Annotated in this window: 10 protein-coding genes; 7 read left to right on the forward strand and 3 right to left on the reverse strand. The window is 42.3% G+C overall.

Translation table 11 applies throughout. The annotated features are described in order from the left end of the window. Positions 1-332: 332 nt before the first annotated feature. Both purN and pap read right to left on the reverse strand, forming a co-directional pair. Positions 333-968, reverse strand: a complete 636-nt coding sequence (gene purN / locus PN470_RS18855; RefSeq protein WP_016517353.1) for a phosphoribosylglycinamide formyltransferase — start codon at positions 966-968, stop codon at positions 333-335. Positions 969-1,096: 128 nt separating this feature from the next. Then, complete coding sequence (pap, locus tag PN470_RS18860) at positions 1,097-2,590, reverse strand: polyphosphate:AMP phosphotransferase (RefSeq protein WP_103113416.1); 1,494 nt, start codon at positions 2,588-2,590, stop codon at positions 1,097-1,099. A 69-nt stretch (positions 2,591-2,659) separates the two neighbouring features. Between pap and galE the strand changes: the two genes are divergently transcribed. Together galE and PN470_RS18870 are read left to right on the forward strand one after the other, a co-directional pair. After that, positions 2,660-3,658: a UDP-glucose 4-epimerase GalE gene (galE, locus tag PN470_RS18865; protein ID WP_272104933.1), complete on the forward strand. Its 999-nt coding sequence runs from the start codon at positions 2,660-2,662 to the stop codon at positions 3,656-3,658. A gap of 129 nt (positions 3,659-3,787) precedes the next feature. Continuing rightward, a complete protein-coding gene (locus PN470_RS18870) occupies positions 3,788-4,213 on the forward strand; it encodes a hypothetical protein (protein WP_002748640.1) in 426 nt (141 codons plus the stop codon). A gap of 89 nt (positions 4,214-4,302) precedes the next feature. Here PN470_RS18870 and PN470_RS18875 read toward each other — a convergent pair whose 3' ends face one another. Then, a complete protein-coding gene (locus PN470_RS18875) occupies positions 4,303-5,274 on the reverse strand; it encodes an FkbM family methyltransferase (protein ID WP_103113418.1) in 972 nt (323 codons plus the stop codon). 162 nt (positions 5,275-5,436) lie between these two features. Here PN470_RS18875 and PN470_RS18880 point away from each other — a divergent pair, with 162 nt between their 5' ends. The 5 genes from PN470_RS18880 to PN470_RS18900 all read left to right on the forward strand — a co-directional run bounded on the left by PN470_RS18880 (position 5,437) and on the right by PN470_RS18900 (position 9,955). Beyond that, on the forward strand, positions 5,437-7,068 hold the full coding sequence (locus tag PN470_RS18880; protein WP_272104934.1) for an MBOAT family O-acyltransferase: 1,632 nt from the start codon (positions 5,437-5,439) through the stop codon (positions 7,066-7,068). Then, a complete protein-coding gene (locus PN470_RS18885) occupies positions 7,068-8,033 on the forward strand; it encodes a hypothetical protein (protein ID WP_272104935.1) in 966 nt (321 codons plus the stop codon). The genes PN470_RS18880 and PN470_RS18885 overlap by 1 nt, the downstream gene beginning before the upstream one ends. Beyond that, complete coding sequence (locus PN470_RS18890) at positions 8,030-9,292, forward strand: NAD(P)/FAD-dependent oxidoreductase (RefSeq protein ID WP_103113421.1); 1,263 nt, start codon at positions 8,030-8,032, stop codon at positions 9,290-9,292. The genes PN470_RS18885 and PN470_RS18890 overlap by 4 nt, the downstream gene beginning before the upstream one ends. 76 nt (positions 9,293-9,368) lie before the next feature. Then, positions 9,369-9,614 carry a hypothetical protein gene (locus PN470_RS18895; protein WP_002739747.1) on the forward strand — a complete coding sequence of 82 codons (246 nt, stop codon included), beginning with the start codon at positions 9,369-9,371 and terminating at the stop codon, positions 9,612-9,614. After that, the gene (locus PN470_RS18900) at positions 9,614-9,955 is read left to right on the forward strand and encodes a type II toxin-antitoxin system PemK/MazF family toxin (RefSeq protein WP_012268344.1); all 342 of its coding nucleotides are present in this window, start codon (positions 9,614-9,616) and stop codon (positions 9,953-9,955) included. Before PN470_RS18895 ends, PN470_RS18900 begins: the two co-directional genes overlap by 1 nt. Positions 9,956-10,233 lie beyond the last annotated feature (278 nt).

Here is a 10,233-nt window from a genome sequence, read left to right on the forward strand (position 1 = left end):
CCTTAAATATTGGAAGAAAGGTAGTCGGAGAGGCCGCCTTTAGCGGGAATCCGATAGAGAGGTTCGTAGTTAACCCAGTACGGGTCAAAGCGTACAAAGCTAATTCTAGATGCAATATTTGCGTACAGAATTAGTAACTATTCCACTCTTTTTTGCTGTACCCTGTCACTTTCTTTTTCCGCCGCGTGTAGTGTTTTTGCCGAAGCCTGACTGCTGGCTACTGACTCCTAACCCCACCAACAAACTTTTTGCCGCAAACCCTATTTAACGATTTGCCTTGAATTTTCGTTTTTTTGCCAGTATTCTCGCCAAGGAAGTCCAGAAATCGATCTCTATAGGCTCAATTTCGCTGCTAAAGCGATCGCTACTGGGAAAATGCGATGTTCTTGCACTTGAATGCGTTCGTGGAGACTGGCTGCGGTATCATCGGGGAGAATGGGAACCACTGCTTGCATTAAAATTGGGCCACTATCTACCTCCGCGCGAGCGATATGCACAGTACATCCGGTCACTTTTACCCCCGCGGCTAAAGCTTGTTCCACGGCACGCACACCCTTAAAACTGGGTAGTAAACTAGGATGGATATTGATCACGCGATCGGGAAAGGCATCCAGTAACACTGGGGTGACAATTCGCATCCAGCCCGCCATAATTACCCATTTTACGCCGTATTCCTGGAAAGTTTCGACTATTGCCCGATCGAGTTCTTCTCTGGGTTTAAATTGACGATGATCGAGGAAAACCGCAGGGATATTGTAGTCAGCGGCTTTTTCTTTTACCTTGGCATCGGGATTATTGTAGATGAGGACAGGAATCCGGGCATTTAGCTGTTTTTTGGCGATCGCTTCCGCCAAAACCGCAAAATTGGAACCACTACCAGAAGCCATCACTCCTAAAGAGAGGGTTTCCTCTAGGGGAATATCGGCCAAACTAAGATCGGGAGAAATTAAACTGGGGGAAAAACTCATAAATTCAGTTATCAGTTATCAGATTTAAGTTATCAGATTTAAGTTTTAAGTTAATTAGTTAGTTATTTTCATCTTGATCCCCATTTACTGATCACCGATCACTGTTTACTGATCACTGATTACTGATCCTATCCCCGTTGTTTCAAACCGGTTTCAATAGCGGCAATTACTGTTTCTATGACTTTAACGCGGGCGAAATACTTGTCATTTGCCGCCACAATCGTCCAAGGGGCGACGGGGGTGCTAGTACGGGCTACCATGTGATTAACTGCCACATGGTAGAGGGGCTGTTTTTCTCGATTGCGCCAATCTTCATCGGTGAGTTTATGTTGACGATAGGGGTTATTTTGGCGCTCGTTGAAGCGATTTAACTGTTCTTCGGGGCTAATATGTAACCAAAATTTGACTAAAACACAGCCTGAATGGGTTAATTGGGCCTCAAATTCGTTAATTTCTTGATATGCCCGCCGCCAGTCCATATCTTTAGCGAATCCTTCCACTCTCTCCACCAAAACCCGTCCATACCAACTGCGATCAAATATACCGATAGTTTTGGCTGCGGGTAATTTGCGCCAGAAGCGCCAGAGGTAATGATAGCGGTGTTCTTCCTCCGTCGGGGCAGCAAAGGCAATCACTTGATAACTGCGAGGATCGAGGGTATCGGTTAAGCGTTTGATCGCACCTCCCTTACCGGCGGCATCCCACCCCTCAAACAGGACTAAAACGGGAATATTTGCCTGAAAAATCTCTAATTGCAGTTTTCTTAATTCCACCTGTGCCTGACGCAAACGGATTTTATAGTCTTCTTTTTCCAATTTGGCACTTAAGTCCACTCTCCCTAGATAATCGGGTTCCGTGGGCAGTAATTGGGCTTGGGGTGGTAGATTGACAGGAGGTTCGATCGGTAATTGCCGCTGATCCAAAGCTTGAGCGATCGTACCGACTAATTGGGAGAGAACTTTTACCCGGGCCCAACGTTGACAGTTGCCCTCCACCAATGTCCAAGGGGCGGCCCCCGTGCTAGTGTAGGTAATCATTTCCTCAGCTAAACTGGCATACTCATCATAACGTTTGGCCTGTTGCCAATCTTCCGGACGCACGCGCCAAGATTCTAGCTCATTTTCGGCGTATTCTTTGATGCGTGACTTTAATTCCTTTTGACTGAGATGAATCCAGAATTTAGCGATCGCGACCCGATCATCAAATAATTGTCGCTCAAAGGTGTTGATATCGCGCATAACTAGAGGAATCTGGGAGGAGGGCAATTTATTTAAGAGTCGATCCTCTAGTAGATGGGTGTACCAACTGTGATAAAAAATGCCAATACTGCCCTTTGCTGGCAGTTTTTGCCAAAATCGCCACAAAAACGGGTAACTTTCCTCTTGGGAGGAAGGGGTTAAAATTGGATGGACGGTAAAACCCCGAGGATCCATATAGTTAACCATTTTTTTGACTAAAGTTCCCTTGCCTGCCGCCGCCCAACCTTCCAAAACCACCACCACGGGTAATTTACATTCCCAACAGGACTGCTGTAGCGATCGCAGTTGTTCCATTAAATCTTTAATTTGTGATTGATAAGTTTCCTTGTCAAGGGAAAGAGATAGATCGAGGGGACTTAACATGATGGTCAAATAAAAGCAAAATTAGGGTATAAAGTTATAGACAAGTCAATTTCAAATAGGTATGATCGCGTGTCTCAAGTTAAACCTACCATTCTCGTTACTGGCGGTGCGGGTTATATTGGTTCCCATGCGGTTCTAGCGCTCAAAAATGCCGGTTATTCCGTCATCGTACTCGATAATTTATCCTACGGTCACGCCGAAATCATTAAGGATATATTAAAAGTTGAGTTAATTGTCGGTGATACCAGGGATCGATCGCTGCTGGATAATTTATTTGCTAGTCGTGATATTGCCGCTGTCATGCACTTTGCCGCTTTTATTGCCGTGGGGGAATCGGTGCAGGAACCAGCCATTTACTATCAAAATAATGTTAGTGGTAGTCTGACTCTTTTGCAAGGGATGATCGCCGCCGATGTGAAGAAATTTGTTTTTTCTTCCACCTGTGCTATTTATGGAATGCCGAAGGAAATTCCGATGACGGAAAGTCACCCCCATCATCCCCTCAGTCCCTACGCAGCCAGTAAGGAAATGGTGGAACAAATTCTTAGGGATTTTGATCCAGCATATGGTTTAAAATCGGTGGCTTTCCGTTATTTTAATGCGTCAGGAGCCGATCCCAGTGGTTTATTAGGGGAAGATCACCAACCGGAAACCCATTTAATTCCCTTGGCTTTATTAACTGCTCTGAAAAAACGGGATTCCCTGTCAATTTTTGGCACGGATTATGATACTCCCGATGGTACTGCTGTGCGTGATTATATCCATGTTAATGATTTAGCTCAAGCTCACGTTTTAGGCTTAGAATATCTCTTAAATGGGGGCGAAAGTAATGTGTTTAATTTGGGCAATGGTAACGGTTTTTCTGTGCGGGAAGTGATTGAAACAGCGCAAGCGGTAACTGGTTTGGATATTCCCGTCATCGAAAGTCCCAGAAGAGCAGGTGATGCCCCTATTTTAATCGGCAGTAGTGATAAAGCTAAACAGGTTCTCGGTTGGCATCCCCAATATGCCGATCTTAAGGTAATAGTTGAACACGCTTGGAATTGGCATCAAAAAAGACACGCTTAACGGCGATCGAGTGCTAAACTTTAGTATTATCAGATTGAACAATTCTATCAGTCGATAACAGTAAAAAACTACTAGAGGCTGATAGTTGACCGCTATAAGCTTCTCTAGAATCATCTCAAATACAATGCTATGAATAACAAAATAATCTTAATATTTATGGGCTTGACTTTTTTGGCAAGTTGTGCTGATAGTAAACAGTTTCAATGTCAAAAAATCTATCGGATTGCCAACGAAGTCGCCCAAGAAACCAAATCTTTAACCAAGGGTCAAGGGACAGAAATTGACCAAAAAAGTTGGCTATTAGCCGCCGATAAAATCGAACAGGCCGCGGAAAATATGAAAAAATTAGCAGTGAAGGATCCTGAAATAGAGAAATATAAGACCACTTTCGCTCAAGTTTACGAAGATTATGCCACTGCCACTCGTGAAATAATTCAAGTGATCGAAACTCGCAATAAAAACGGGGCAAAATTAGCACAGGAAAAGGTCAGAAAAGCCGGCCAATTAGAAAAAGAAACTGGCGAAGCTTTTAATACCTATTGTCAAGCACAGTAAAGCAGTTATCAGTTATCAGTTAGAACCTGTTGGGGTTTTGGGGTATTAGTTGAAATTTCCCCATCTCCCTATCACCTCACTTCTGTACTTTAGGGTTTAATTGCGTACAAAGTGCCGACATTTTTACTGCGAGGCATTCGGGAGAAGATGATAAAACCGAAGTCTTGCAGATGTTTGACTAAAGCATCGGGACCCTTTTTATGCCATTCCATCATGACAATTTTAATCTGTCCCAATTGACCAGTTGCCGCTAAAGAATCGAGGATTTCGTATTCGGAGCCTTCACAATCAATCTTGGCAACAATATCAATATCGGGATAGTCAGAGGTAATACCTTTAAACACATCGGTGAAAGGTTTCAGAATTAAATCGGCTGTAGCGGTTTGTTTCGAGGCAAAAGGTTTTAATTGGTTGTCAATACCAGAAATACCAACACTAGCTTTCACGGTGTAATCGTATTCGACTTGAATAATTTCATCCCGAGCGCCGACTCCATAATCAAAAGCTTTAATCTTCTCCGCTAGATTAGGATTGAGGGCAAAATTTCTTAAAGCTTGGTCGTAGGTAGCCTTAAAAGGTTCGTAACTATAGACAGCTTTCACATTAGCTCGATTAGCAAAAAAGAGACTAGCAAAACCCGTATTCATACCAATATCGATCACTACACAGGGCTTGTTATAGAGGAAATTATATACACCTAAAAGGAAAATTTCATGGGCGATATCTAAATCCTGTCCCGTCTCGATAATTAACTTAACTCCATCGATCTCGATAATTAATTCCTGTTGCTCATCAATATAAAATTTACAATCAGCCAGAGCTTTTAAGGCTCCAGCTTTGTTACAAACTTTACTAACCAAGAGGAAATCTTGCTTATTTTTGCTTAAACTGATACCTAAAGGTTTATAAAAAAGTTGACCAGATTTAGCATCATATTCCACATTATTAGGACTAATATTATGCTCTGCCAACTGACTAGACCAATATTGATCAGCAATATGAGGATAAGTCTTAAATTGCCGATAGCGTTTATGTGCATCTAACAGTTTTTGATAAAGCATTGCTTGTCTAGCCTCAATTTTTTAGGATTGCTGGAGTTAATTTTATGGACAAGTCTGACAAAGTTTGATAGGCTTGTCAAGAAAATCTCTCGTCTCTGTGCATCAGAAGTCAGGAAACCCATCTCAAACAAGGTAACACAGACCATCAGGAGTTAACAAGGCTTGAATTACTCTGATTTTATATTTTGGTGGATATTAATCCTTTTTAGCGTTCCTTTCTTAACGGCGCGTTATATAGCGAAGTCCTTCAATCTCTGGCGAGGTGTTTTTGATGGAGTTGGATTAGCGGCACTTTCCCTGATCCTGTTTTATTACGCCAGTCGCACCAGTTTCCTCGTTTTCATCGTCTCCCTAGCCTTTAACTACATTATGGTCTGGCTAGTGCTGAAAATGAGCGGCTGGAAAGCGAATCTCCTAGCCACTATCGTTATCGTCATCGATATTCTTGTCCTCGCCTACTTCAAGTATTTCGGCTTTTTTGTCCAAGAAATCATCGGATTATTCGTTTCTCTCCCTCCCAATTGGAAGGAACTTTCCCCAATTCCCGTGCCTAGCCAAATACCGCCGGGGGTGTCCTTCTATAGCTTCCAGATGGTGGCTTTCGTGGTGGACTCCCTACGCGAAAAGAAAAAGAAACCCCTAGCCGTCCTCGATTATGTCAATTTTATCTCCTTTTTCCCCCAAATTGTCGCAGGTCCGATCGAGCGTCGCCGGGATTTATTACCACAAATGGAGGGATTTCGCCTCAAATTTACAGGAGAAAACTTCGAGAAGGGTTTGGGTTGGCTTTCCCTCGGTTTATTTATGAAATTTGTCCTCGCCGATAACATTGCGCCCTACATCCAATTAGATAAGATGATCGACAATGCTTGGTATATCTGGTTTGAGGCCTTTTTATTCACCCTGAGAATCTATTTTGACTTCGGCGGTTATAGCTTTATTGCTGTTGGTTTAGCCTATTTCGTCGGGGTTAGATTGGAATTGAACTTTTTAGCTCCCTACACATCCCAAAGTATTAACGAATTTTGGCGACGTTGGCATATTACCCTTAGCACTTGGTTTCGGGATTATGTGTTTTTACCCCTGATGGGTTCCAATAAAAATTGGGCGCCTTTTTACCTATTTATCACCTTTACTCTCTCTGGTTTCTGGCACGGTGCGGCTTGGAATTTCATCTTTTGGGGTGCCTACCACGGGGCATTATTATTATTACTGCGTTATCTAGGGCGACCTTTCTATGCTTTCGTCGGAAAATACGTTTTTCAGCCGCAAGTCCTATTAGCGGCACTGTCCCTGATCCTGTTTTATTACGCCATTCGCACCAGTTTCCTCGTTTTCATCGTCTCCTCAGCCTTTTACTACATTATGGTCTGGCTAGTGCAAATGAAATGGTACCACAAGTGGAGGGATTTCGCCTCAAATTTACAGGAGAAAACGCCGCAAATTGTCTCCTGGGCTTTAACGCAATTGGCGGTCATTTTTGGTTGTCTCTTTTTCATGGAGATTAACACCAGAAGATTAATCGGCAAAATGCTGGTTATTGCCAATCCTTTCAATTATTCCTTAGCTAATATCGGGGAGATTTTTAGTTCCTATACTCTCAATCAAGGAGCAGTTTTAAGCGTTGCTTTAGTTCTTGGTATCATTGTTTTAATCCTCGAACATCTGGCTATTGCCCAGAAAAAGTTTGAATATGAACTGTTGTTATCGCCTTGGCTGTCTAAAATATTGCTAGGTTTAACTATTCTCCTAGCTTCCACTAATACCGGTGACTTTATTTACTTTGAATTCTGATGAATACTAAATCCTTTAACCCTTTCCCCTGGTTAGCCTCTCTGGGAGTCGCTTGGTCCCTCGGCTTTGTTTATAATGTCATCTACGGCGGCGAATTAAGCTGGTTGCGGATGATGTACGAGGAAAAATCAGCGATCGCAGCCAAGGTCGAAGGACCGCGGCGTTTAATCGTCACGGCAGGATCGGGGGCACATTATAGCATAAATTCGGAATTAATGGCCAAAGAATTGGGAATACCGGTGGTTAACTTCGGTTTACAGGGTGATATCGGGTTAAATGTCATTGCCGCTATGATTCTCGAAAAAGCACGCAAAGGGGATGTAATTCTGCTGATTCCTGAATATCTCATGCTCATGGATGAGGACGGTTTTAATCGCGGCGAAGGACTTTGGGGATCCGCAACTTTTAGCGTCGCTATTGGCAAACCGGGGTTAGGTGGAATACCTTTAAAAACCATGATCGAGGATACTTGGTTATTAGGTATTCCGGGGATGCGTGCAGTCACTAAATCCACGGTTGATTTATTCACTAAAGGCAGAATGACGGGTTATCTTTCCGATCCGATTACTAATACAGGAGATCCGACTATAGTTAAGGAAAAAACAGGGAAATGGAAATGGTGGCAAATGACCTTTGATACTCCTGTCTCTGCTCACTCGATTAAATTGATTGAAAAACTCAAGAAAGATTTAGAAGCAAAAGGGGCGACTTTAGTGGTTTCTTTACCCTGGGTTTATGCCAAAAATGATGGTAAAACCCTGGCTAATATTCGCAAATCTGCCGAAGAATTAAGTCGGGTTGTCCCAACAATTTACGACCCAAAAGACTTGAATATTAAGACCGATTCTACTATTTTTGCTGACACTCACTATCATCTTTTGCCCCTGGCGAGAATTATTCGTTCAGAACAATTAGTTTCGGAACTGAAACCTCTCTTAAACACAACTGAGAATAAAAATCCATGAATAAACCTATAACTAAGATTTGCATTCTCGGTGGTGGTTTTGGAGGGTTATACACGGCACTCAATTTGAGTCGATTAACAGCAGTAAAATCAGGTCAATGGCAAATAACTTTAGTCGAACCAAAAGACCATTTTCTCTTTACTCCTCTTCTCTATGAACTAATTACAGGAGAATTGCAACGCTGGGAAATTGCTCCCTCCTACCGTCAATTATTAACAGGAACTCAGATTAATTTAAAAACTCAAAAAGCCAGTAATATTGATTTAAACAATCATCAAGTATATTTAGAAAATGAGGAAATTTTAGATTACGATTACCTCGTTTTAGCGGTGGGAGTGCGGAATCGTTGGCCGGCTATACTGGGGTTAGCTGATTATGGGCTAACTTTTCGGAGTTTAGAGGATGTAGAAAAATTACAAACAGCAATTCATGACTTAGAAACTCAAGGAAAATCCTCAATTAATTTAGCAATTATTGGCGGTGGTCCCAATGGGGTAGAATTAGCCTGTAAGGTGGCTGATCGTTTAGGAAAAAAAGGCAAAGTTTATCTAGTGGAAAGGAATGAGGAAATACTGCAAAACTTCCCTAAATCGGTGCGTGTTGCTTCCTATCGTTCCCTTTTAGCCAAGAATGTTAGTCTCTATTTAAACACGGGATTAAGGGAAGTTGCAGCTAATTCCATAACCGTATTTAAAGATAATACAAATGAATTTATCCCCATTGATTTATTATTGTGGACAGCAGGAACCCAAGCACAGGATTGGATCAATAATTTAGATTGTCAGAAAACAGCACAAGGCAAATTATTAACCCGTTCCAGTTTACAATTAATCGACTATCCCGAAGTTTTTGCCCTTGGGGATCTAGCCGAAATTTATCCTAATAAACAGGTAATTCCTGCCACAGCACAAGCAGCCTATCAAGCAGCCAGTCTATTAGCAAAAAATATCTCGGCAGTGATCAGAAAAAAATCGCCCCAACCCTATTATTATCTCCATTTAGGTGATATGTTAACCCTGGGTAAACAATCAGCCCTTGTTTCCAGTTTTGGCATTAATATTACTGGTAGATTGGCTGATATAATGCGTCGCTTTGTCTATATACTGCGTTTACCCAGCCAACGCCATCAGTTAAAAGTGTTTCAACATTGGGCAAAAAAAATTCTTCTCCGACTCCGTTATTCACAGGTGTTATCTAATACTAAATCCGTTGAGCATAGGCTACATATCAGGACAGGCAAAAGGCAAAAGGGAGAATAAATAATCAGTTCCAACTAGGTTGTTAGCCCTTACACAATTGGCTACAATAGCCCTACACAAGCTACGAGAGAAAAGTATGCCTGAATTAAAAATTAGCATTAGTGAGGCTGCTCACAAAACGCTGTTAGCACTCGTTGACTCCTCTGGGGATACGCTCCCAACAGTATTAGACAAAGCCATCGAAAATTATCGCAGATATGTTTTTCTAGTTCAAGCGAATGAAGCCTTCGCCGCCTTAAGGAAGAATGAGACTTTATGGCAAGAGGAAATTTCTGAAAGGCAGACATGGGAGCAAACTCTCGCTGATGGAGTAGAAGGGTAGTGGCAGAAATTACCAGAGGAGAAATATGGCTAGCAGACCTTAATCCAGTAAGAGGGCATGAACAGGCTGGTAAGCGTCCATGTTTAGTGATTTCAGCAGACCTGTTTAATCAGGGTGCATCTGGCTTAGTTGTTGTTTTGCCAGTAACTTCTAAAGACAAAGGAATCCCTTTTCACATAAAAGTGGAACCTCCAGAGGGAGGAGTGAAAATGCCAAGTTTTATCAAGTGCGAGGACGTAAGATCAATCTCAGTAGAACGACTTGAGAAGCGATGGGGAACTGTATCCTCAGAAACGCTGGCATTGGTTGAAGACAGACTGAGAATCTTAATGGGACTGTAATGAAGATATTTTGACCAATTTGCGCTCCAAGCCCAGGTTTTAGTTTGCATTCTTCCACTGTTCCAATGCCACCTTCGTGTGACTGTACCATTCTGAATTTGATTACGATTAGGCTTGCCCTCGTAACCCCCCGATAGCAGCAATTCTCAATTTGCCCTGTAGCAAGGCTTTTGGGAGTTAGTTCGCATAATACGGGGTAAAATTCAATGGGATTGCGAATTTCATTTCACGAGTCTTCAGGCTTTTGACTTGATAGTACACCCAAAGTTGCCCCAAAA

Source organism: Microcystis sp. CS-574, from assembly GCF_028329095.1.
Lineage (GTDB): Bacteria > Cyanobacteriota > Cyanobacteriia > Cyanobacteriales > Microcystaceae > Microcystis > Microcystis ichthyoblabe_A.